This window comes from Myxococcales bacterium, from assembly GCA_023898405.1.
Lineage (GTDB): Bacteria > Myxococcota > UBA727 > UBA727 > JABDBI01.
The window spans coordinates 2,090,903-2,114,634 of record CP060221.1; the positions used below are offsets into that span (position 1 = coordinate 2,090,903).

A 23,732-nucleotide genomic window follows, 5' to 3' on the forward strand; every position below is an offset into this window, starting at 1 on the left:
ATTATATGTGAGACTATGAATGGAAATAGTAATCAATTATCTGTTTGTAATTGTATCGCTTCTTGGAGGCGGGCAGACTGAAGTAAAGCATTCCGCCGTTGGATCGCGCAGCCTCGTTGTCTGTAATCATCAAAATAAGCCTGAAGTGTTGCAGCTAGCTCTCAAGGAATGTAACTGCGGTTTAGCTGAACAAAACCCTTTTGATCCGTGTCATTGCTGGGGAAATTTTTCTAAAGATGACTTACCTTCGGTGCAGGGTGATCCCCGTATTTTTATTTTTTATTTTCTAAGACCTCTGTGTCCGCAATTTGATTTTGTCTATGATGATGACTTTGCTTTTGGGCATGATTATTGTGAACTTTCTCTTTACCTTCCTGGGCCTAAAAAATTATCTAAGCTGCTAAAAGAGATGCAGTTAGATGAGCATTTTTATTTTCTTTTGGATCATGAACTTGCTAGCACGGATCAATTTCTACAATTACTCGCTCAAGGAAAAGCCCCAATTTGTGGAGTGAAGAATCAAAAAATCCAGGGGAATAGTTTTTTATACCAAAATTATTTTCATGACATATTTAATCATTTTTTTATTTGGCTTTTTATGCCTGAGCATATAAAAAATTTAATTAAAGAAAGAACGAAAATTATTATAGAGATAGACAAAAACATAAATGTTCATCTTGATAAAATTCAAATGCCACTATGGAATCTTGTCAAAGATGTTCTCGTTTCTGATTTCGATGCATCGATAGGAATTTTGAATAACAAGTTATTTAACGATCGAAGTCTTAAAGATTGTTTGTGCAAAGAAAAATGTTTTCGGCATATTAATTTTTTCCGATCTGAACAAGAAAAGAACAATATAAAACTACTTTTGGAATCTGCTATAAACTTTGGTTGGCGATTTTTAGATGAGGGACTAGAAGTTTATACTCATACAAATCATCGTCAATTTGTAATTTTCTTGATTGGTTCGCTTCTAAAAACTGTAAAAAATAAAAAAAATATAGTCGGTTTTTCTGAAAGAGAAATTGAAATAGCTATGGTCAAGATTATGGAATTTACTAGACAATATCTGTCAAACGAAGATGAGGAGTGTCACTTCGCTCAGTACACCGATGTGGAAAGTTTCATCGGTCAGGTTTCTGAGCGTATGAAAAATATCAGAGAACAAGTGCAAGCTCTTAGGTTGTAAGTTCGCCAGTTTGAATTCTCCACAATCTTTCATAGCTTCCTTTTTGTTTGAGTAGTTGTTCATGGGTACCCATTTCGATTACTTCACCCTTATCAAGCACACAGATTATTGAAGCATGGCGGCATGTTGATAGGCGATGAGCAATGATAATGGTGGTTTTATTGCCCATGATTTTTGCCAAAGATTTTTGGATAGCTTCTTCTGTTTCATTATCTACCGCTGATGTAGCCTCATCTAAAATAAATATTGCTGCATTTTTTAATACGGCTCTGGCTATGGAAAGACGTTGCTTTTGGCCTCCAGAAAGATTGATTCCTCGCTCGCCAACTATAGTGTCATATTTATTTGGCAGACCCATAATAAAAGCGTGTACTTCAGCAATTTTGGCGGCTTCAATAATTTCTTCCAAGCGAGCATTTGCTTGACCATAAGCGATATTTTCTTTGATAGTGCCGGGAAAAAGAAAAACATCTTGGCTGACAAATGAAATAGCCTTTCTGAGATCTCTAAGTTTAATTTGGGCGATATCCTGACCATCGATGCTAATTTTTCCCGATAGTGGAGAATAAAAGCGCAATAAAAGTTTAACAATGGTGCTTTTTCCTGCGCCCGTAGCGCCAACCAAAGCAACGGTTTCTCCTGGAGCCATTGAGAGATTAAAATTCTTAAGCACTAAGAGATCTTTTTGATAACCAAAGTCAACATGTTCAAAATTTATGGCGCCATAGATTTGCCTAAGCTCACGTTCTCCATCGCGAATTTTTATTGGAGTATTTAAAAGATCAAGCACGCGATCAGCTGAAGCCATTGCTCGTTGATAAAGATCGGTCATTTCAGCAAGACGCGTGAAAGGCCATAATAAACGCTGGGTAAGAAAAACCAGCACGCTATAGCTAGCAACTTGAAGATGGCCTGTGAGCGTGTAATAGCCGCCCAAAATAAGTGTTGCTACAAAACCAGCAACGATAGCCATACGAATAATAGGGATGTATGCGGAGCTTAACGTGATGGCTTTTTCATTCGCGGCTTGATAATTGAGGCTGTCTTTTTCAAGACGTCTACTTTCAAATTTTTCGGCACTGTAGCTGCGAATAGTGGCCATGCCTAGTAAATTATTTGAAAGCCGTGCTCCTATTTTACCGGCCATGGTTCGAACGAGAACATAGCGAGGTCCTAGTAAGTGTTGGAATTTGTAGGCACCATAGAGAATGAATGGCATAGGAAAAAGAGCTATCAAAGCTAGCGTAGGCGAGATGTAAAAAAAGATTATGCCAACCAGTATAGTGCCGCTAATAACTTGAATAAGGGAGTTAGCGCCACCGTCAAGAAAACGCTCCAGCTGATTTACATCGTCGTTCATGATCGATAAGAGATTGCCGGTGCTTTTATCTTCGAAGTAGGCGACATCAAGTTTCTGTACATGCTCATAGCAATCCATGCGCATGTTGTGTTGCAGTGCTTGTGCGAGGTTGCGCCACTTTACTTGAAATAAAAATTGCAGCACCGATTCGCTCATAAAGGCAAATAAAATAATTCCTGCTAGCACCATGAGTTGAGTGAAAACATCTTTGATCCCAAGGGAAGCTATGAAGGATTCGTTTTTTCTCACTACGATATCGACCGCAACCCCGATCAGTACTTCCGGCATAATATCGAATAGCTTGTTGAGTGTTGAATAAATGGTAGCAAGAGTAATATCTTTTTGATAAGAGCGTGAATAATGAAAAAGACGCGATAATGAACTCATGAATTTTGACCTGGCACTTTTTGTGATTAACGCAGTTATTATCATAAATTTGGGAATAGATTGGCGCTAGGGATTTTGACTTAGATTTTTTTGCTGCAAGCGAGAATTTCTGAGCTATTTAAACGAGCAAAGCAGTCTCAAAATTTATGCTAACTGCTGCAGTAAGGGGCCAATGAATGATTATTATGAAGGCCTTTAAGCAAGAAAGATATTTTATTAGCTATGTAAAATGATGGAATTTGTTGTTAGTTATAATTGTGTATTTTTTGTTTTTTATTATAGTTAAAATAGTTTTATTTGGAAAGAAAATGAAAATCTGTATGAGTTTATTTTTTTGTGTGTGCCTTATTATCTTGCACAGCTGCAACGATGAACTAAGCTATGACCATACAGCGCTAAATTCGCCAAAAAAAGATTCCTATCAACAAGAAGGGACAAAGGCCTCTAAAGAAACTACTAAAACTTCGATTCAGCCCCCATCGAAACCAGAGGATAAGCTGCATCCAGGGCGACCAGAAACATGCGGCGATATTTTAGAGGAATTTAAAGATCCTAAAAGATATCTGATTGATAAAAAAGAATTTAGTAAAGCCTATGTTTTGAAAAAAGATTTACGCAGTGAAAGTAAAAGTGGTGCATTTCCAGCATTGGTTATTTCTCAGCGTGATAATAACACTAAGTTTTTCAAATTATTTCCCCCCATTGAAGCTGGTTTAAAAAAAACTGATATACTTAAAGATCAAAGTTATTTAGAGATATTTCAAAGTTGTCGCCTATCTAAACTAAACCTCGCTGCAAATTTACCTGCGGATGTTCCTGCTTCACGATTTTTTGTCGATATTTACGATAATGCTTTTTTAAATGCCGCTGATCCTTTTTTTAACCTTACCTCAAGCAATAACAAATATTATCCCTATCTGATAGGGGAAGCGGTTGATGGTTTTACTTTGACTAAGTTTGCTAGAAGCCCCAAAGAGGCTGCTAAAATTGAAAACTATGGTTTCGATTTGAACAATGCTCCGCCCATGGTGTTAGAGTCGGTGCTCATGCAAATTATTGTCGCTTTAAAAAATCCATATTTAGTCTGGCAGCTGGTTCACCAAGATCTTCATACAGGCAACATTTTGCTTGCTAAGCATGAAAAAGCAGATTTTTACATTGAATTTAATGGTAAAAAAATGCCATTGGTGGGGCCATTGGTAAAAATTATTGATTTTGGTTTGGGGGCTTCCGAAGGCTTTGACCAGGAAAAATCTTTTAATTATTCGGTATGGATAAAAAATCGTCCTTTCATAAAGGAGTTGGAAGATTTTATAAAATTAATGAGGCCAGATGGGATATCTCTCATTGCGCGCACCAAAATTGGGTTTAGCTCACAAAATCAAGATCTATACATGTTTAATCTTATTTTAAGGGCTTTTAAGAAGGTTCTTAATAAAAGAGGAAGTCAGGTTCCTGAGGGTAAATATTGTAAAGATTACGATGATTGCATCGATCTTATGTCTAAATGGTGGAAGTAATTATAATCTCTTACAGGAGATACAAAAAAATCAGCACCTAAGCGCTGATTTTTTACTTTTGGTTGCGGGGGCTGGATTTGAACCAACGACCTCCGGGTTATGAGCCCGACGAGCTACCAGGCTGCTCTACCCCGCGTCACGTGTAGAGTGCTAGCACCCTACATCTAGGGTGTCAAGCGATAGAGTGATGTGCATGAAAAATAGTTTTTGCAGATACAAAACCATTGCTCGAGTGAAGCTTAATTATAATGTCTGCCTTATCAAAAAGACTAGGCATGCGTTGGGGCCACTCAACCAGGCGCAGAGCGTGAGGATCCATTAATGCATCGGCTAGTCCTAAGTCATAAATCTCGTTTGGTTCCTCAATACGATAGAGATCGAAATGATAGATAGAAAAATTTCCCATATAGGAATTCATATAGCTGTAGGTAGGGCTTGGGATAGAAATATTATTATTGAGCAGTTGCCTGAGAAAAGCCTGGGCAAAGGTGGTTTTGCCTGCTCCTAAATTTCCTGATAACAAGATAAGTAAAGGCTTTTTGCCATATTTTTTAGCCAAAGAACGGGCATATTCTTGGGTATCACAAACACTCGCAAGCTTATTCTCAATAGTTTTCATATTCCTGGGACTATCAAAATTTTCTTTTTAATAAATATGGGAAATGCTGACTAAGTTCGCTTGGAAGCATACCTCGATCCATAAGAAAAGAATTTTTTCGCGCAGCCGCAATCATAAGATTCACTGCTAAAATAGCCGCTTCCAGCAGCGAATTAGTTTGAGAAACTAAGCCAGCTATCGCTCCAGCTAAAAGATCACCGCTCCCCCCGGTGGATAAAAGAGGAGCATTTCCCTCCAAAGCAAAGATTCCCATTTTTTTATGATAAATAAGCGTGGTAGAGCCCTTGAGTAGCCAAATGATCGAACATTTTTTATTGATGGGAAGGGTTGCAAGCCTGTTTAAAGCTGCCAATCGATCTGATTCAAGAGTTGCAATACTTATATCCAACAGCAGAGCCGCTTCTTTTGGGTGAGGGGTGCATAAGACTGAAGTACCCATGAAAGCAGGATCAAGACGCTTGAGTAAATTAAGTGCATCAGCATCGATGATGATATTCGGTACTATCGCTCCTGCTTGGTGGAGCATTTCTAATCCCCAGTTTTGTAAATTTGTATCTTTACTAAGACCAGGTCCTATCACTAAGGCTGATATTTTTTTGAGATATTCTATTGTCAGATCGCGATCTTTTATTTTTATAAATTCAAAAAGGTCGGCTGGGTGGTGCTGTATAGAATCTTTACACAAAAGAGTAGCAAGCCCTGTACCTGCACGTAAAGCCCCAAGAAGTGAGAGCCTTGAAGCGCCTATAAAATTTTCATGTCCCTGAAGAGCAAGAACATGGCCAAAAGTTCCCTTGTGGCTATGAGGATCAAGTGGAAGCAAAAGCTCGTGCAGTACTCGATCACAAGCGAAGTGATAGCATGGAATGCCATCAAAATTTTTAAGTGTGATAAACACATGCTTTTTGATGAGCTTATCGATGGTAGTCATAATTCTTTATTTCTCACGAGAATCTTTCTTTCCCAATGTAAGCCGCCATAAAAGATTGGCAATATTAGGATCGACTGGATTTTCTTTAAAAGCTAACAAAGCGTGCTTTTTGGCTTCTGACTCGTCACCACTTTGTATGTGCAAGTATGCAAGGCTTTCGTGTGCGGGGGCAAAATTAGGATTACATTGCAAGGCTTTGGTGAACATACTCAATGCTTCTTTAGTTCTCGATGCAAGCATGTAACCATTGCCTAGATTAGATAAAAAATTAGCTGAAGCGGGAGAAAGCCTTACGGCTCTTTCAAAGGCTTTGATTGCATCATCGATTTTTCCGCATTCAAGATTAATGCGTCCTAGGCTATCGGCCACTTCCGGATCTTGCGGCAAAAGATCAAAAGCTCGCTTGATAAAAGGTAGTGCCACTGAAGCCTGACCAAGTTCAAGGTGTGCTGAACCTAGAGCGTTCAGAATATCAGGATCGGTTCTGTCTTGCCTAAGCGCTTTTTGAAAATATTCTACTGCCATGCTCCATTCATGAAGGCATTCGTAAGCAAGACCAATAAGGTAATGATCGTGTCCTGGTGGCATGCTTTGCTTCATAGTATGAGCGGTATCAAGCAAATCAAAAAATTCGTGAGGCACTTTACTGAAATGGAATGTACCAGCACCATGATTTGGCAGTAGTTTTTTTTCAAATAAAGAAAGAGGATCTGCGCCATCGGTGGCAACCATTTTAAAGAGAGTCTCTGCTTTACGGTTGACCTCGTTGATCTCTTGCCACGATGCAGATTCTGTAGCGATCGTGAGTACATCTTCGTTGTGTGCGATAAGGCGTGCGCTCTTTTCAACAGGAATCTCTAGTTGCTCAAAAACACCTTTTACAAGCTTTGGAAAAATAGCGATGCTGGCTACTTGCTCACCGACTAAAGAGAAGGCTTGAGGATTATTTTCATCTGAAAAAATAACGCGTGCTTGATAGTTATGTCTGGCCAAATGTCGAGATGAACGAGCAAGCCATCTTTCATAGCTTAGATTGGGATGTGCGCCAGAATAAGAAATGGGATGCTGTTTGCCTGCGTATTCTTTGGCTGCACAAATGGCATAACCATTTTGGATACAGGAAAGTGAATGGGGGCGAGCTTTTAAATGAATTAAAGAACGAACAGCAACTGTGGGAAAGGAAGAAGAGGTGTCAAGATCGCTTATTTTAAATCCACTTAAATTTTCTTCTATGCTCTCTTTGAAATTTCCCGCCAGCATATCATCAGTGAGACTTGCATAGTCAAAGTTTTTGCTTACACCTTCATAGCTGTAGCGTAGGAGACCATCGCTCAGCTGCCATTTTAAATTTTTGAAATTTTTTTCCAACGTCTTATGCAACAAAGGAAAAATAAGAAAACGTTTTTCAAGTTGATGCATTTCAGCTGTGATGCTTTTTTTGATGGGCTCGTTTCGCCATAAAGCATAGGCTACGAGCTGGGAAATATTAAATGGACAATGATATTTATTATTTGAAAGTATTAATGTTTTATTTGAGAGTTTCTCTGTGATAATTAAGTTCAATTTATTGATATTATTTTTAAGCTGATCTTCTATGCTTGATGAATGATAAAAAAATATTACATGTGTTTTGGGGTCGTATTGATAATAGTTGCTTAAATATTGAGCCCAATTGCAATCTTTTTCGTTGTAACAAAGATTTTTTATTTGGTTAAAAGTAAGTTTAATTAATGGGGTATTATCATGTCGGTTTGGTAGTATCGAATATTGAGCACGATCAGATATTTTTTTTATCTCAATGGGTGAGATGTTGTGAGTTTTAGGAATGGTAAGAACAAAGATTCCAGGTTGAATTTCTTGGAGCAAGTTTTTTTGCTGTGTGCACGAATCTTTTGCTTGGGAAATAATACACGTATCAAGGCTTAATTGCTTGATGTCATCATAATTATTTCCGATCCAATCTATGGCGGTTGCTAAATAATCTGTATCTATTTTTTTAGTCATTGAAAAAATATATCACCGAAATAATTGATAGATTTTTTAAAAAATAAATATATAAAAATTCCTTTGATGTTGGCTTGGTTGGCTTAAGAAACGCTGCGTGGTCAAAGGTGAGTTTTTTTGCGCAAGAATTTTATTTGATGATTAAAGAGGAGAGTTTTGCAAGAATTCTATTCTCGCCAGCATATCGTTGAGCACAATCGTAACAGCAGTTTTTTGAGCGTGATTAAGAAGAGCAAGATAGATGTTTTTAGCTTGTGAGTAGTTTTTTAGATGGAAATTGCTTTGAGCAAGCATGAGCTGCAATTCTTGCAAAAGTTCTTTGGGGAGCAGAGCTTGATTTTTATAAAGCTCTTCAATAATAGCTAATGCTCGTTGATAATCTTTGTCTCTCATTAAGATTCGTGCATAGAGGTATTGACCAATACTAAGCTCACTATTTTTTATTCTGATATTTTTTCCCAAATTCATTCCGAGCCTAGAGACAAGTGATAACAGCTTATTATTTTTGGCAAATGTGGTTTGAAGGATAGCGATTGAGAGTGGGCTTTGAATTGGGTTGAATAAAAGTTGTTTGCCAATGGCAATTTGGCGTTTGCTTGCTTGATTAAGGTACTCGGGATCGATATTTTGCAGAACTTGTGAAGCTTTTGAAAAATCATCTTGGTAGATCAGAGCACTGCATTGATCAAGCCATAATTCATTAAATTCAGCGGCATGTGGGGAGTAGCGCTCTTCAAGATTCTTGATCAAGGCCAATGTCATTTGGTAACGTCCTTGATTCAGCAGACTTGTTTGAGCTTTCTTTATAAGAGCGATTTGGGCTCTTTGAGGAAGGGAGGAAATTGAAGTCAGTGCTGAAGTGTAGTTGTCATTGAGTATATTTCTCTTAAAAGCAGATTTTTGCTTATGATAAGGGTCTTGGCAGTTATTGCCCAAGATGCTGCTGCGGTCAAAATTATGCTTTGCCCATAAAAGTGCATAGGCTTCAATCGGCTTTTCAAGTTCCTTTCTAAATGCTGTGATTGTCTGTGTCTTTTCTTTATCGGAGGCAAATAGATAATCAATTGTTCCTTGAGCAATAAGGACTTTTAGCCGTTCGCTTGCTCTTTCTTTATGAGCGGAGTGCTCCAATACAAAAGCTAAAAAAGCTCCGGCAAAAATATATGAGGAGTGAGGATGGCTTAAAGCAAAGCGAGTGGGATCCAAAGAAAAGAGCTCTTCAATATTGATTCCCAATCCTGCTTGATGAAGCGCTTGGGCTTGCTCGAACATGCTCAAATCATTCTCTATGGCAAGCTCAGGCGTCAGATACATAGCCAGTCCTTCAGTTAGAGCCATATTGGGTATAATTCCCAATCGTCCAGGGAGCCCAAGTAAGGTCTGACTATATTCACCAATATAAATGTGAGCAAGTTCATGACCTAAAACTGGGTGAGGAATGCTCGCCAAAGAGATATGAAGTTCCCGGTGTTTGGGAAGAGCAAAGTGTACGTGGGCTGCTCCTGTATAGGTGAATTTTGCCTGGTCGTTTGGATAAAGCCAAATGGTGATAGGTTTTGAAAGCTTAGGGGGCAAAAACTTTCTGATGCGATTTTGGTAAAGCAGTGCTTCATTAAGAATTTCTCGAGCCTGTTGTTCTGAGACCAATTCAGGATTGGTTCTGACAATTATGCTGTTATGAGATACGGATAGAGAATAATCCGACTCAAGAGAAGCATGATTTTTTCCTATGTTTTTTAAACTCTGCCAATGGGTGACGGTTGCGCTGAGCAAAAGAAATAAAATTAGGAAAGAATTCTTTATAGGGTGATTACTGCTGCTGTTAAAAAAACTTGTGCGAGAATGGGTTTGAAATGTAAATCCAAAAATTATTAAAGCTGTTGCGATTAAGAGTGTTGCGGTTCTAAAGCCAACCATCCCTAAATTAAGAGCGCTTCCTGCCAAAAGATCTGAGCTGATCATCAAAGAGGCATGAGTTAATACTCGAAAGCTGGTTTCCTGCCACCAAGCTAAAAAAATCCAGGCATAGTAAAAAAGATATCCTGTGACAAAAATAATTATCCTTAGCCATAAAGGCCTAAAGATCGTTGCAATGAGAGCACCTACGCTAACATTGAGAAGAAGCGGTGGAAGAAGAGTGATAAAAAATGGGGTTAATCCAGCCCCCGGACTGCAACTATGAATAAATAAGCCATTGTAGAGAAGCAGCAGGCTATAGCATCCAACAATAACGGAGGCCCAAAATAATTCTTTCAGAAAAACTAAACGAAAATTGGGGGTATTTTTTTCAGTTTTATGAAGAGCGCTGGCCAAGCAAAAAATCGGGCCTAAAATAATAATAAATAAATTTGCCGCCTCAAAGCCTGCTGTGCCGATCAAAGGCATTTTCCGATTGAGCAAAAAAAATATAACAGCCACTAAGAAAATAATTGCGCGCACGATCAATGAAAGATTTATTTTTTGCCAGGTTCGCACGGAATCACCCCATAAGTGACTGAAAAAAAACATGATTTTTATCACAAGCCATCAGAGTTTCATAAAAATGATAGCAATTTTTGAGTGAGCCAATTTTTTAGAAATTAATGAAACACACTAAAATTGCTAGCGTTTCTTATTTTTCTTTCTAGCTTGTTTTTGTTGCTTTCGTTTATCTTTCTTTTGTTTGCTCGATACTTTGGGTGCAACAAACTGTGGTGCAGGTGGTCGAGCTTGGCCGCCCATCATGTTTGGTCCAAACATATCTAGAGGGTTGCTTCCTGCCGGTTGCCCATAATTTTGAGCAATCTGCGACATGCGGTTCATATTTTTGAACATAGGCATTTGAGCCATTGCGTTGGGATTTTTACCCAATGATTGCATCATCTGTCTCATCATCATGAAACGCTCAATAAGAGCCTCGAGCTCAGAAAGCTTATGACCACTACCTTTGGCTACACGTTCCCTGCGACGCTTTACCTTAGCCAGCAATTCAGGGAAATTTCTTTCTTGCTCAGTCATTGAGGAAATCATCGCTTCAAATTTATTGAACTCGCGCTCATCAACTTTGGCTTGACCACCAAGCATATCTTGCATACCAGGCAGACGCTCAAGGATCGATTGAAATGAACCTAGTTTTCTAATCATCTTGAGCTGTTTAATAAAATCATTGAATGAAAATGAGCCACGCATAAGACGTTTAACATCGGCTTCAGCTTCTTTTTCATCCACATGTTTTTCAAAATCTTTGACTAGCGAGACTACGTCGCCCATTCCAAGGATTCGGCTCGCTAAGCCTTGCGGCCGGAAAGGCTCTAGACTGTTGAGATCTTCTCCCATGCCGAGGAATTTAATAGGCTTTTTGGTGATTTCTTTGATAGATATGGCAGCGCCACCACGAGCGTCACCATCCAATTTGGTCAGAATAAAGCCACTTATATCCAAGCGATTGTTAAACTGTGAGGCAGTGGTAACAGCATCTTGACCGATCATCGCATCAACAACCAAAAAGATATGTTGAGGGTTGATCATATCTTTTATATCATCCAGTTCGGCCATGAGTTTTTCATCAATAGCGAGACGGCCCGCTGTATCGAAAATGACTACATCGCATTTGAGCTCTTTGGCTTTTTGAAAACCTTGTTTGCAGATCTCTTGAGCGCTTGCGTTTTCAATGTGAAACACAGGGATCTTGAGGCGTTCACCTAAAATTTCCAACTGATGAGCTGCTCCAGGCCGATAAATATCTGCTGCAACCAAAAGAGGTTTTTTATTTTTATCTTCTTTTAGATAGCGTGCAAGTTTAGCGCTGGTTGTAGTTTTTCCACTCCCTTGCAAACCAACCATCATAAATGAGGTAATGGGCTTGAAAAATTCAACCTCTTCACATTCAGGCCCCATGAGAGCTTCGAGCTCTTCATAGCAAATGCCAATAAAATGCTCACTGGGAGAAAGTTTATGGGTGCGCCCTTTCTTATCCGTTATAGAAGTTTTGATTGTCGCGCCAAGGCTGCGTTCCTTAACGCGGCTAATAAAAGTCTTGACTACTCCATACTCAACATCAGCTTCGAGCAAGGAAAGACGCACTTCTTTCAAAGCGCTGGCAATATTGTTTTCATTTAATACGCTTTCTTTTTTAAGCAGATTTTTAGCGGCACTAAAACCTTTGGAAATTGTCTCAAGCATGCACGAAGGCTCCCGCGCGAAAAGGTAAAATATACGGGCCGAAGGCTAGTCTAATCTGAAGGCTTGTTCAAGCGGGTGTTTATAAACGCCAGGTTTTTGAGTTTTTCTAGTCATAATTTTGTGTTGCTTGAAATGTTAATTTTTTTTTATCTGTTGTTGAGCCAAATCCCCGAATTACAAGAGGATAGGCCATGAAAAAATTATTACTTCTCTCATCTGCGCTGTTTTGTTTTTTTGTTCAAGCCCACGGACATTATCTTAACAGTAGATGGGAAATTAAAAACGAAAGTTCGTTTGGTGATGCAGGAATAAGCTGTTGGGCCTACGAACAAAACCAAGAAGATAGATTATTTTCCTATAAACTAGCAAGCAATCAAGAAAAAGTTCGTTACCTTGATTACAGCTATGCCGATGGCATGGGTTATCCAAGCCCCGATACTCGACTGTATTGCCAAGTAAAATATAATTCCAAGGAGGCAGAACTCAATTTCCGAAGCATAAATTATGGATCCCACGTCATTATTATTCTGAAAGATAATCAATTTTCGGCAAAGGTGACAGATTCATGGAACCCTGAAAATCAACAGGAATATAAAGTAGATCTGCGTTAAGTGTTTGCTGCTTATTCAATTTGAAATAAATATTTTTAGTACGCTCTTTTTTGAAGGGGGCAAAACAGTTTTTGTCCCTTGATATTGAACAATCACTCTGGGTGAATTTTTTTTGCAGCGAGCCGAGCATTGCTTATGTTTAGTGGGTAAAAAAATATTATTTAAATATGCCCAAAAAACAATCGAATAGCTCATACTAAAGCCCTTTAAAACTATAAATTCGCCTTTTGTAACAAGTGTCGCTAGGATAAATAAATGTTGTTGGCTTAATCAATGGTGCATTGATGAAAGCAAAAAAATAGATTTTTTCCACCCCTAGGGTGCAGTGGGTATACGAGTGACCAAAAGTGAATTAATTGATGATATCGCCCTACAAACACCAGAAATACAGCGACGCGATGTGGAGCTGGTGGTGAATACCATTTTACAAACCATGACAGAAGCATTATCCCGTGGGCAACGAATAGAAATAAGAGGTTTTGGTTCTTTTGTTCCTAAGCTTAGAAAGTCCAGAGCTGCTCGGAACCCCAGGACCGGTGATGAAGTGCAGGTGCCCCAAAAGTATGTGCCCTTTTTTACTGTAGGTAAGGAACTAAAAGAGCGCATTAACGAAGAGCCAACGAGAGAAAGTCTTTATGGCGGTAATAAATCTCCTTGGCAGGAGTAAAATCTACTTGTGAAAAAAACAGGACTGATCGTCATCGGTGACGAGATTCTCAGCGGAAAAATTAAAGACGAGAATAGCTTTGTGTTCACATCGGTGATGTTTGAGCGAGGCGTCAAAGTAGAAAGGATTGAAGTAATTCCTGATCAGCTGGAAGCTATTGCCGATACAGTTAAACGTTTCAGCTCTCTGTACGATTATGTGTGTACTTCAGGGGGCGTTGGACCAACTCACGACGATCGTACCTTAGAGGGTATTTCGCTAGCGTTTAGAAAACCTCTTATCGAACATCAAGAAGCTTTTCGCTATTTTCAGCTAGCGCAAGAAAAAGCTGGTCGAGGCTCAGTCGTCAGCGATGCACAGCGAAAAATGTTGGCTTTTCCTAAAGGTAGTAAGGTGTATTTTGTGGAACCACTATGGCTTCCACTTATTCAGTTGAGAAATGTTTATATATTTCCCGGAGTTCCTTTTCTATTTGAACGCTTACTCAAACATAACTCCTATTTGTTTGATGGCTCGCAATTTTTTAGAGAACTTATAGCTACTGATAAAAGCGAAAGCACGATCGCTCATGACTTAAGCACCATCCAAGATCAATTTAATGAAGTTCAAATCGGCTCCTATCCTCAATCACCACAAAAAGATTTTAGGGTTTTGGTGAGCGTGGAGGGAGAAAATAAAGATCAGGTTTTAACGGTGGCAAATCTTTTACTCTCTGTGCTCGATGGAAGACGCGTTTTATACTATTAATGTCCTCCACGAATATCTTCAGGAATATCAATGAATAAATAATCGCCGATCGCTACAATATGCCCTTGGAATCCTGCTAATGCGCCAGAATATCTTATATTAGTAGTAAGGGCTTTTTGGCATAAGCTAAGAGAAGTGCTGTTAATTTTATTGCCGGCACAGGTTTCTAAGACTATCTTTGAAAAATCATTGCTATTTTTTTTCAACTCGCGCACGTAATCAAAAAGACCTTGTTGTTTGCTATTTTTAAAAATATTTTCAATAATTGCTGATGTTTTTTCGTGTTGTTGAATATTCCGAATCCAGCTGATTTTATAAATTTCAGGCCACTTTTTAATCGAAACATCTGCTTTAAGCTTTTGAGCAGAGTTCTCAAGTTCCTGTGGAGAGGCGGTAATAAGTTGAATTAGTGGATCGTTTAAATAACTTTCAAGTTTTCTAAGTTCCTGAGCATTTTTATCTGAATGGGTGGAAGTAGGGGTTACTGGCTTATTGGGAAGAGTTGTTTGATTTTTAGGTGTGGGAGGAGTTGTTTGATTTTTAGGTGTGGGAAGAGTTGTTTGATTACGGTTGAGTTTGGGTGGTGAGTCATTTTTTGTCAAATTATGCTCATGTTTTTTAGTGGGTGTTTGGTGGAATTCTTGCTTAAAATATGTCTTTTTTTCATTTTCACAGGATTGTATAAGTATGAAAAAAAATAAAAATAATCTTTTTAATGTCATTTGTTTTCCTGGTTTTTTAATATATTATTTTATGTTTAATCTCAAGTAAATATGTGGCAAAAATAGTAGATAGAAATTTCTACCATTATTTTCGGATTTGTAAAGCCTTTCTGTTTTTTGTGCTCAGGACAGTAATAGTCATTAGCTTGAAGGTAGTGTTCTTATTTTTGTCTAAAAAAAAATTAGGTCTTTTAAGAAAGAGTGGGCAAAGATGAATATGCACGTTATACATGCAAAAAAATCTCGAGGCCATAATGAAAGAGCATAAAATTAATTCTGCAGATATTCTTGGCTGGCAAAAATTAGCTGAGTATGAGCGTGCAGGAAAGAACAACTCTTTTTCAAGCAAAGAGAGCAAAAAAAATCAACATGATCCTGTCTATAGCTCACTTGATACAGCAGACATGAAAGAATCTATGCCTGGTTTTTTTCCCTACACCCGTGGCATTCGCGCTACTATGTACACCCATCGTCCCTGGACTATTCGCCAATATGCAGGCTTCAGCAGCGCGAAGGCATCAAATGTTTTTTATCAAGAATGTTTAAAAAAGGGGCAAAAGGGTTTGTCCGTAGCATTCGATTTACCCACTCATCGCGGATATGATTCTGACAATCCTTTGGTTGTGGCTGATGTTGGTAAAGCAGGAGTTGCTATTGATTCAGTTCTCGATATGCAAGAATTATTCAAGGACATCGATCTGTCTCAAGTGAGTGTATCTATGACCATGAATGGGGCGGTGCTTCCGGTACTTGCGGCTTTTATCGTGGCTGCTGAAGAAAGCGGAGTTAGTAAAGAAAAAATTTCAGGTACGATTCAAAATGATATTTTAAAAGAATTTCTGGTGCGCAATACTTTTATTTACCCGCCAAAACCTTCAATGAGAATTGTTGCCGATATAATTGAATACAGTTCTCGATATTTGCCTCAATTTAATTCCATCAGTATCAGTGGATATCATATTCACGAAGCTGGAGCAGATTTAGCGCTAGAGCTTGGACTTACACTTGCCGATGGGATTGAGTATGTAAAAGCCGCACTTGATCGTGGTATTGCTATTGATAATTTTGCTTCGCGTTTATCTTTCTTTTTTGCCACCGGAATGGATTTTTTTATGGAAGTGGCAAAACTTCGAGCAGCTCGTACAATTTGGGCACACACTATGAAAGAGTTCGGAGCCAAAGAAGAAAAATCTTTGTTTTTAAGAACTCACTGTCAAACATCAGGCTGGAGCCTTGCTGCCAAAGATCCTCTCAACAATGTGGTGAGAACTACTATTGAAGCGATGGCTGCAGTATTAGGTGGTACCCAATCGCTGCATACCAATTCTTATGACGAAGCTATTTCTTTACCAACGTCAACCTCTTCACGTATAGCGCGTAACACACAATTAATTTTGCAACATGAAAGCCGTATTTGCGATGTAGTAGATCCGCTTGGTGGTTCTTATTATGTAGAATATTTGACAGCCAAGATTGCCAAAAAAGCAAGGCATATTATGGATCAGATAGCTTTGGCAGGTGGAATGACAAAAGCCTTAGAGACAGGTTTGCCTTCTCAGTGGATTGAGGAAGCTGCACTTGAACGACAGGCCAGGATCGATAGTCAGCAAGAAGTAGTTGTAGGAGTAAACAAATATCAACTTGATGAAGAGGAACCTATCGAAATTTTATCTATCGATAACCATCAAGTGATCAAAGAGCAAAAAGAAAAGTTGGCTCAACTTAAAAACACTCGCAATGAAAGCAAATGTAAATTTGCTTTAGAAGCTTTGGCACAGGGAGCGAAAGATGGAAAAAATTTATTGGAACTGAGTATCAATGCTATGCGCAATCGCGCGAGTGTTGGTGAAGTAAGTGAGGCCTTAGAACAAGTATTTAGGCGCTTTGAGCCAAAAGTGTCATCGAGCTTTGGAGTCTATAAAAAAATGTATGATAAGGAAGATGAACTTCAAGAGTTACTTAGTGAAACCAAAGCATTGGCTAAGCTGATGGGACGTCAGCCTCGATTGTTGGTAGCAAAATTGGGTCAAGATGGGCACGATAGGGGAGCAAAAGTTATTGCCAGTGCCTTTGCCGATCTTGGTTTTGATGTTGATCTTTCTCCACTCTTTCAAACGCCAAAAACTATAGCCCAGCAAGCAATCGATAATGATGTGCATGTGATAGGTGTAAGCACCTTAGCTGCAGGACATCTTACTTTGGTGCCTGAGCTGATGAAAGAGCTTAAAAAGAGAAGTGCCAACGATATCTTAGTGGTGGTGGGAGGTGTTATTCCTCCGCAGGATTATGACACACTAAAAAGCCTTGGAGTTTTAGAAATTTTTGGGCCGGGTACAAGCGTGCTGAGTGCTGCTCATCGTGTATTGGAATGTTTAAAAGCACGGATCAAATAATGAAAGACGAACAATTACTCAAGTCATTTTTGTCCGGTGATAGGCGAGCGCTTTCACAGCTCATTACCTTGATAGAATCGGATCGCGAAAGTGATCGTAAAAAAGCAGCTCATCTTTTAAAGAACATGCACAATTCTCAGAAGAGTTTGCGTATTGCCTTGTCAGGGCCACCAGGCGTGGGGAAAAGTAGTCTTATCAATGTGCTTGGCAAAAAGTTGCGTGCTCAAAATTATAAAGTTGCTATTCTTCCTATTGATCCGGCGAGCGAGGTACATGGAGGAAGTATTCTTGCTGACAAAACCAGGATGACGCAATTGCTTGATGATGAAGGTGTGTATATTCGCCCATCCTCATCACGAGCAGTTTTGGGAGGAGTGAGTGTTGCAACACACGATGTAATTTTTGCCGTTGAATCATTTGGTTTTAATGCCGTGATAATCGAGACAGTTGGAGTTGGTCAATCGGAAACATTGGCTTATTCTCTAGCTGATCATTTTGTTGTGATGATGCAGCCTGGAGCAGGTGATCAGCTGCAAGCCTTAAAAAAAGGTATTCTTGAACGAGCTGATTTTATTATTGTCAATAAATTTGATGATGCCCTTAAGTCTTTAGCTCGAGCGACCTACAATCAACTTAAAGGAGCACTCAATACGCCGGTCTACTTAGTGAGTGCTATGCTAGATATTGGTGTAGATGATTTTTGTTCTGATCTTTTTAAAACCCATCAACAAAAAATGGCGAGTGCTTATCTTTTTTCAGAACGGCAAAAGCGCTTGCATTCATTTTTACGTTTTGCTTTTGAACGTGAATTTATGAAAAGACTCTTTGAGCAATCTTCTACTCAAGAAAAAGCGCAAAGAATTATCCAAGAGATTGTCACAAAAAAACAAGCGCTCGCTCCTGAGCTCAACGCCTGGATTGATGAGATTTTTAATCGCATTCAATAACAAGATCCTTATCAAATGGAAGCAACACCAATAAATTTTGGCTTTGGCAGCGTAATGAAATAGTGTTGTGAGAAATTTTATTGAGGGTTCCCAGACTGTTATGTATCGACAGATATTCATTTTTTAAAGGATACAAAACTCCTTCAGTATTTATCGGTCCTACTTGGTGAGCAAGTGGATATAAAGAAAAGTAAGATAAATTACTCCCTGAAATCAGAAGATGCTTATTGGGTGGGCAGATAAAAGCCATTTGTTGGTCATCAATAAAAAAAATATTTAGATGCAATGAATATTTATTGAGAACAAAAATATTGGTGAGAAAATGATCTGCTCTTAAGCCAAAAGCCCCCATCACTAAGAGATTTTTTAAATTCTTTTCCATGCAGTACTTAAAGACTTTTTCCAGGTCATTACTATTTTGATCTTCTACATGAACGAAAGGTATTGTTAAGCGAGAGCAGCTATCCATATCACCAATAACAAGATCAGGACTGAAATTATGGTCAAAGCACCATGATGCAGCTCCATCAGCAGCGAGCAAAGAAGATGCATGCTTGAGATGATTCAAAAAAAAATGTGGGCTTGGTTTTTGACCATCAGCTGCAATTAAGGTGAATTGTTTGCTTGGAAATGGGTACATAAAATACCTGTAGTTATCTATGGGCCACGTGCTTCGCAATTGATTGAGGCACGCTCAAGTTCCATTGCTAAACGTAGTTTAAGCGCATCATCTTTTAGGCTCAGGTGAAAAGGACGTCCGTTAAAGAGAATCGCTGGGGTTGCAAGAAGTTTTAAATCTTTAATGGCATGGTCACGTTGAGCAATAATTTTTTGTGCTAAATCTTCTCGTTGTATATCTTTTTCAAACTGCAGCATTTGTTCTTCGTTAAAAATAGTTGAGGCCAAAGTTTTGATGATATCTTCGTTCAAACTTCCATTTTGGCTCAGGAGCAGATCGTGCATTTCCCAAAATTTTCCCTGAAGTCCCGCCGCTTCAGCTGCGACAGCTGCCTTTTGCGCATTGGCATGTCTTTTGAGAGGAAAATGCATGAAGTACAGCTGCACGTTATCTTTTTCATCGTCAATCAGTTTTGATAAAGGTTTAAACACTGTTTTGCATGCAGGACATTCAAAGTCAGTAAATTCAACTATGGTGATAGGAGCCTTTTTGTTGCCCCTATGATGCGCTCCAAGAAGATTTACTTTTCGAGGAGTAGCAAGAAAGCCTGCATTGATTTCTTCGTTTAAGCCTTGAATGACATAGCGCTCAGGATGACCCATAGACAATTGATCAATGGCCCATTGGCCGAGCATGATACCCGGTTTGCAAGCATTTTTCATAACTAAGCATTGAGCAAAAGTTTTCCTACATCCGCATGGGCAGATCTCGTCGTTGAAGAGAGCAATAATTTTATCTTGTTGTTCTTGATTATTAAGCTTTGAAAAATCAAGAGCCGGAAACTGCTCAATTTTATTGCCGACCTTTGCATATTCATCGTCTTTTCGTATGTTTTTTTTCGAGCTGCATCCCTGATCAGTGCACGAGGCGAGAATAAGTACCATGAGCAATATTATACGTTTCATGTCCATGCGTCCTTTTAAAAGTAGGAAATATGCACTAATAGGTATTTAAATTGGCATAGTTACCTGAACCATAAAGCTCTACGCAGTCTACAAAACATGAAAAAATTTTTTTCAAAGTATCTAGTGGATAAAGGCAGTCGATATCAGCAGGCTGTTGCTGAGTATTTTCTTCATTTTCTTCGGACCCAATCTCATTAATTTCTTCAAGCTCAATTCCTTCCATGAATTCAGCAGGATGCATAGCCACTGTTACAAAAGCAAAAAACATGAAAATAATAAACTTATAGATATTGTTTCTCATAAAAACCTCTCGTGTAAAATCTTTATGCGGCTATGTTGGGCTCAACCATGAACGGATGTTTGTATCTGAAACCAACTTTTGTGGTGATACAAGCTTAGGTTTTTCTTAAACCCGTATCTCTTACAATGTCTGTAGAAATATACAACATAATTTGATGTACAAAAAAACGAGATGAATCTTAAAATTGATCTAGACCGGAATTACTGGGTTTAGTTTATTATTGAATAATAATATTTATATTTTAATAAGGGACTAGTAAGTGCGATTTTTTCTTGTATGGTATAGGTGAGGTTTAAGCTAAACGTTGTAAAAAAACTTTGCCAAATATTTTTAAACAGTCTTTAAGGCAAAAAAACATGAAAAAAATTCTTGCTATTGAAACAAGCTGCGATGATACAGCTGTTGCCGTGATCAATGAACAAGGACAGATTTTAGGCAACGCAATCTACACTCAGGTGCATGAATATGCTCGTTATGGTGGTGTGGTGCCTGAGATTGGTTCGAGGGCTCATATTGAACAGATTTTGTGCACCACTAAATTGGCTTTAAAAAAAGCATGCTTAGAAATTTCAGCAATTGATGTGGTAGCAGCGACTATAGCTCCCGGGCTGGTAGGCCCTCTATTGGTAGGCGCAAATTTTGCTAAAGGTTTAGCTTTGTCTTTGAATATTCCTTTTGTGGGGGTGCATCATATTCGAGGTCATGTGCTTGCAGGCTTGAGCGAGCCTGATTTTCCAAAGCCTCCTTTCATTGCGCTGATTGCATCAGGGGGGCATAGTGCTTTGTATCAGTGCGATAAAAATTATCGCATCAGCTTGATCGGTGAAACCTTAGATGATGCAGCAGGAGAAGCATTTGATAAGATCGGTCGAGCATTGGGATTAGGCTATCCCGCAGGCAAAAAAATGGATGAACTTGCACGCTTAGGTGATGCAAGCCGTTTCAAATTACCTATCGCCATGCGCAAAGAATCACATTTTAATTTTTCTTTTTCTGGACTTAAAACGGAAGCAATACGTTGCATTCGGGAACAAAATCCCTTTAATGAACAGAGTTTAAAAGATTTATGTGCTTCGGTAGAATGCGCAATTTCTCAGGCGCTGTGCGAGCGAACTCTAAGAGCTGCTCAAGAAAAAAACATAAAAAATATTGTGATCGGTGGAGGGGTAGCAGCGAATACCGGTTTACGCCATACCATAAAAAGCCAGTGTGATACTTTAGGCATTTCACTTTATCTTCCTCCTAAGGAGCTTTGTACTGATAATGCGGTGATGATTGCCCGTGCAGCGCTTATTGAGTTAAAAGATGGCAGAGTGAGTTCACTGGCAACTGATGTGAAGGCAACTCTTCCAGTAGAACAAGCTGATGCACTTGTTCAATAAACCATCAAAGAAATAGATGAAAATATTTGCAAAATTAGTTTAAGAAAAATACTTGTTAAAAATGAGTGTATTATTTGTCTGATGTCTATTTTTTTATAAATTATTTTTAATGATTTGTTTGATTTATACTGTGTTTGTGCAAGTGGGGATGCAGTATGAAAAACAGTAAGTCTTTTTTAGCTTTCAAAATTATTTTTATCTTGTTTTTGGGGAGCTGCTCAAGTTCTCAAAAAGCCAGCGATGAATGCCAAGGGTTAGATTCCAGCCTTTGTAAGGAAACTCAAGATGGCATTTTGATTGGGAAAAATTTAATGAGCAATACTTCTGTCTGTGAGGCTGGAAAAAATTGTTCTTGCGATGAGGATGGTTGCTCTTTGTTATGCGAGAAAGAAGGCTCATGTTCGTGTAGCGGAGCTGGATGCAAAATTCTGTGTGCGGATAACTCTGAGTGTAGCTGTAGTGGAGCAGGGTGTTCTATCGACTGTGTCGAGGGAGCACGCTCATGTGATTGTACCAGTAAAGATTGCCGGGTTATTAATCATGAGAACTGTGAATCGGGAAAAAATTGTAGCTGTGACGAGCCAGGGTGCTCGGTGGAATGTGGTGTGGGGGGCAGTTGCAACTGTTCAGCAGAGGATTGTACAACAATCTGTGCTCCGCAAGCACAATGCAGTTGTACAGGAGATAATTGCGGGGTTTTTTGTGTAGACGGCGCAAACTGCACCTGCGAGGGAAAAAATTGTCTGAATATTCCCACAGCCCTGTGTAAGGATAATGAAAGGTGTGAATGCGATAAAGAGCAATGTTTGCTCAATTGTGCATCGGGATCTTCTTGCTCATGTTCGGGGGAGCAGTGTTCTGTCATCTGCGATCGAAATTCAAAATCCTGTTCCTGCTCGGGCAAGGACTGTGTTGTTGGTGCTTGTGCCTTGGGGGATAGCCGTTGCTCTTGCACAGGAGAAGGATGTTTGGTCGTAAATGGCCTTAATTAAACCTTTCGCTTATTTATCAATTTCTTCTGCGCTAATACCTAAAGAAGCTAGTAGCGCAGGGAGATCGTCTAAATCTGCATGGAGTAGAAGTTGAGGTAGGGCTTGGGCGATAAAATATGCAGGTGTTCTTAGGTGGAAAGTCAGCGAGTGTTCTTTATCTATGAAAAGTGCCGCTTTAATATCGCCTTCTGGGCTTTCTATTTCACCAAAGGAAAAGTTTTTTTGGGCAAGTTCTACATCAGGAATTTTTTCATAATCAAAAGCAATGAACTTATAATTTCGCTCATCAAATTGTTTAAGTTTTTCTTTCAGCCACAGAGAGCTTGAAAGTATATCGAGAATTCTAAGGTTAAGACGCGCAAAGGCATCACCGCCTTCTGAAGTGTTTATTTTTGGTATTTTTATGTAATCAATGGAAGCTTGTTTTTGCAGTCTTAGGTCATAGATACAGCGATTTGCTCTGATAAAAGCTCCAGTAAGTCCTAATGAACTTGCCGCAGTTAAATTGATAACGGCTTTTTGTTTGAGCTTAGGGATTAAGATATTTTCCTGTTCAAAACTATTATTAATATCTTCGACAATTTGCGTGATAAAATCGCATATATCAATTAGTTCATCAATAATAAGTTTTGGTGATTGTTTTTCAATTTCATCGAGGTTGCCAAAAATTTTTGCAAAATCTTTTATTGAATTTTTTCCGTTTCGAGCAAGTTCAAATAGTGAGTCAGCATTTAGGCTGACAAATACATTTTTGCATACATAAAAGTGATGATAGATACGGGCAATTTCTAGAGCCAAAGCCCGCGTCATTTTTATTTCTTGTGAGACATGAATAGCGCATAAATTCTCATAAGCGCTCAAAAGTGCCATTTGATAAAATATGGGTGTTCGTTGGTTGATGCGTGCAATATCATTTATGGCATCTTTATAACCATCTTGGGCGATAATTTTTTCCAGGCCATGGCTTAAGAAGCCTCGTTCAATTTGGCAGTGGATAATTTTAGCTCCAAGTAATTTAAGTTTTAGACCAATCTTAATAGCGAGGGGATCAAAGAATGGAGCTATGTAATGATTGGGCAGTTGACTCATACTCAGAGAAATATTGCTGCTTTTCGATGCCGATTGATAAAGTTCCTTTTGTTGGAAACGTGAAATAAGTAGCGATGGATCAGGGGGAATATTTGAAGGCTTCATAATTTCTCCATTCAGAGA

The 23,732-nt window shown here is 38.9% G+C and carries 20 protein-coding genes and 1 tRNA gene; 9 read left to right on the top strand and 12 right to left on the bottom strand.

Annotated elements, in window-relative coordinates; all coding sequences use genetic code 11:
- Positions 1 to 19: 19 nt before the first annotated feature.
- A complete protein-coding gene (locus tag H6731_09525; protein USN50487.1) occupies positions 20 to 1,192 on the top strand; it encodes a hypothetical protein in 1,173 nt (390 codons plus the stop codon).
- Here H6731_09525 and H6731_09530 read toward each other — a convergent pair.
- Positions 1,182 to 2,939: an ABC transporter ATP-binding protein gene (locus H6731_09530; protein ID USN50488.1), complete on the bottom strand. Its 1,758-nt coding sequence runs from the start codon at positions 2,937 to 2,939 to the stop codon at positions 1,182 to 1,184. The two genes, H6731_09525 and H6731_09530, sit on opposite strands and share 11 nt — an antisense overlap.
- 320 nt (positions 2,940 to 3,259) lie before the next feature.
- On the opposite strand from H6731_09530, the gene H6731_09535 reads away from it, so the two are divergent.
- Complete coding sequence (locus tag H6731_09535; protein USN50489.1) at positions 3,260 to 4,459, top strand: hypothetical protein; 1,200 nt, start codon at positions 3,260 to 3,262, stop codon at positions 4,457 to 4,459.
- Between the two features lie 59 nt (positions 4,460 to 4,518).
- Here the strand turns inward: H6731_09535 and H6731_09540 are convergent.
- The 6 genes from H6731_09540 to ffh form a co-directional block, all read right to left on the bottom strand.
- A tRNA-Met gene (locus H6731_09540) sits at positions 4,519 to 4,595 on the bottom strand.
- A gap of 36 nt (positions 4,596 to 4,631) precedes the next feature.
- The gene (gene tsaE, locus H6731_09545; protein ID USN50490.1) at positions 4,632 to 5,078 is read right to left on the bottom strand and encodes a tRNA (adenosine(37)-N6)-threonylcarbamoyltransferase complex ATPase subunit type 1 TsaE; all 447 of its coding nucleotides are present in this window, start codon (positions 5,076 to 5,078) and stop codon (positions 4,632 to 4,634) included.
- A gap of 13 nt (positions 5,079 to 5,091) precedes the next feature.
- A complete protein-coding gene (locus H6731_09550; protein USN50491.1) occupies positions 5,092 to 6,009 on the bottom strand; it encodes an NAD(P)H-hydrate dehydratase in 918 nt (305 codons plus the stop codon).
- A gap of 6 nt (positions 6,010 to 6,015) precedes the next feature.
- Positions 6,016 to 8,013 carry a tetratricopeptide repeat protein gene (locus H6731_09555; GenBank protein USN50492.1) on the bottom strand — a complete coding sequence of 666 codons (1,998 nt, stop codon included), beginning with the start codon at positions 8,011 to 8,013 and terminating at the stop codon, positions 6,016 to 6,018.
- Between the two features lie 141 nt (positions 8,014 to 8,154).
- Entirely contained in the window at positions 8,155 to 10,488 is a 2,334-nt protein-coding gene (locus H6731_09560; GenBank protein ID USN50493.1) for a hypothetical protein, read from the bottom strand.
- A gap of 126 nt (positions 10,489 to 10,614) precedes the next feature.
- Positions 10,615 to 12,174: a signal recognition particle protein gene (ffh, locus tag H6731_09565; protein ID USN50494.1), complete on the bottom strand. Its 1,560-nt coding sequence runs from the start codon at positions 12,172 to 12,174 to the stop codon at positions 10,615 to 10,617.
- A gap of 191 nt (positions 12,175 to 12,365) precedes the next feature.
- Between ffh and H6731_09570 the strand changes: the two genes are divergently transcribed.
- The 3 genes from H6731_09570 to H6731_09580 all read left to right on the top strand — a co-directional run bounded on the left by H6731_09570 (position 12,366) and on the right by H6731_09580 (position 14,199).
- Positions 12,366 to 12,785 carry a hypothetical protein gene (locus H6731_09570; GenBank protein ID USN50495.1) on the top strand — a complete coding sequence of 140 codons (420 nt, stop codon included), beginning with the start codon at positions 12,366 to 12,368 and terminating at the stop codon, positions 12,783 to 12,785.
- A 337-nt stretch (positions 12,786 to 13,122) separates the two neighbouring features.
- Complete coding sequence (locus H6731_09575; GenBank protein ID USN50496.1) at positions 13,123 to 13,452, top strand: integration host factor subunit beta; 330 nt, start codon at positions 13,123 to 13,125, stop codon at positions 13,450 to 13,452.
- A gap of 9 nt (positions 13,453 to 13,461) precedes the next feature.
- A complete protein-coding gene (locus tag H6731_09580) occupies positions 13,462 to 14,199 on the top strand; it encodes a competence/damage-inducible protein A (protein ID USN50497.1) in 738 nt (245 codons plus the stop codon).
- Here H6731_09580 and H6731_09585 read toward each other — a convergent pair.
- Positions 14,196 to 14,921, bottom strand: a complete 726-nt coding sequence (locus tag H6731_09585) for a hypothetical protein (GenBank protein ID USN50498.1) — start codon at positions 14,919 to 14,921, stop codon at positions 14,196 to 14,198. The two genes, H6731_09580 and H6731_09585, sit on opposite strands and share 4 nt — an antisense overlap.
- Before the next feature lie 254 nt (positions 14,922 to 15,175).
- Between H6731_09585 and scpA the strand changes: the two genes are divergently transcribed.
- On the top strand, positions 15,176 to 17,314 hold the full coding sequence (gene scpA / locus H6731_09590) for a methylmalonyl-CoA mutase (protein USN50499.1): 2,139 nt from the start codon (positions 15,176 to 15,178) through the stop codon (positions 17,312 to 17,314).
- The gene (locus H6731_09595) at positions 17,314 to 18,261 is read left to right on the top strand and encodes a methylmalonyl Co-A mutase-associated GTPase MeaB (protein ID USN50500.1); all 948 of its coding nucleotides are present in this window, start codon (positions 17,314 to 17,316) and stop codon (positions 18,259 to 18,261) included. The genes scpA and H6731_09595 overlap by 1 nt, the downstream gene beginning before the upstream one ends.
- Here the strand turns inward: H6731_09595 and H6731_09600 are convergent.
- From H6731_09600 to H6731_09610, 3 genes are read right to left on the bottom strand one after another with little or no spacing between them, the layout of a single operon-like run.
- Positions 18,245 to 18,901 (bottom strand): thiamine diphosphokinase, encoded by a 657-nt coding sequence (locus H6731_09600; protein USN50501.1) that lies wholly within the window; start codon positions 18,899 to 18,901, stop codon positions 18,245 to 18,247. The genes H6731_09595 and H6731_09600 overlap by 17 nt on opposite strands.
- A 17-nt stretch (positions 18,902 to 18,918) precedes the next feature.
- The gene (locus H6731_09605; GenBank protein ID USN50502.1) at positions 18,919 to 19,845 is read right to left on the bottom strand and encodes a thioredoxin domain-containing protein; all 927 of its coding nucleotides are present in this window, start codon (positions 19,843 to 19,845) and stop codon (positions 18,919 to 18,921) included.
- A 34-nt stretch (positions 19,846 to 19,879) separates the two neighbouring features.
- Positions 19,880 to 20,146, bottom strand: a complete 267-nt coding sequence (locus H6731_09610) for a hypothetical protein (GenBank protein ID USN50503.1) — start codon at positions 20,144 to 20,146, stop codon at positions 19,880 to 19,882.
- Between the two features lie 356 nt (positions 20,147 to 20,502).
- Between H6731_09610 and tsaD the strand changes: the two genes are divergently transcribed.
- Entirely contained in the window at positions 20,503 to 21,528 is a 1,026-nt protein-coding gene (tsaD, locus tag H6731_09615; GenBank protein ID USN50504.1) for a tRNA (adenosine(37)-N6)-threonylcarbamoyltransferase complex transferase subunit TsaD, read from the top strand.
- Between the two features lie 155 nt (positions 21,529 to 21,683).
- A complete protein-coding gene (locus H6731_09620) occupies positions 21,684 to 22,520 on the top strand; it encodes a hypothetical protein (protein ID USN50505.1) in 837 nt (278 codons plus the stop codon).
- A gap of 9 nt (positions 22,521 to 22,529) precedes the next feature.
- On the opposite strand, the gene H6731_09625 is transcribed toward H6731_09620, so the two are convergent.
- The gene (locus tag H6731_09625) at positions 22,530 to 23,714 is read right to left on the bottom strand and encodes a hypothetical protein (GenBank protein ID USN50506.1); all 1,185 of its coding nucleotides are present in this window, start codon (positions 23,712 to 23,714) and stop codon (positions 22,530 to 22,532) included.
- Positions 23,715 to 23,732 lie beyond the last annotated feature (18 nt).